This is a genomic window from Planococcus sp. RAB007_Raresut (assembly GCF_057369535.1).
The window spans coordinates 1-266 of record NZ_JBXYIF010000136.1; the positions used below are offsets into that span (position 1 = coordinate 1).

The following is a 266-nucleotide window of genomic DNA, read 5'->3' on the forward strand; positions in this document are numbered from 1 at the left end:
TAAAACCAAATCATCAGAACGATGATTCCCCCCATGCTCCCGTAAGTGGCGCTATAGTTCGCAAACGTGCTGACGTAAAACGAAAACAGTGTGCTGACAATAATCCAGCCGATGGTCGCAAAGACCGCACCCGGCATGACAAACCGGAGAGACAGCTTTTTGTTCGGCGCAATCACATACAGCGCGGAAAAAACAATCAAAAGCACAAGCGGGCTGACACCCCAGCGAATGGCGGCCCAGACGGATAAAAACAGATCCGACGCGCC

1 protein-coding gene is annotated in these 266 nt (G+C 51.9%); it reads right to left on the reverse strand.

All coding sequences use genetic code 11. The features are described from left to right. Positions 1–266 (reverse strand): YihY family inner membrane protein (locus tag AC2Q9J_RS18045; protein ID WP_499042074.1); only part of this gene is annotated, 266 nt, incomplete at both ends.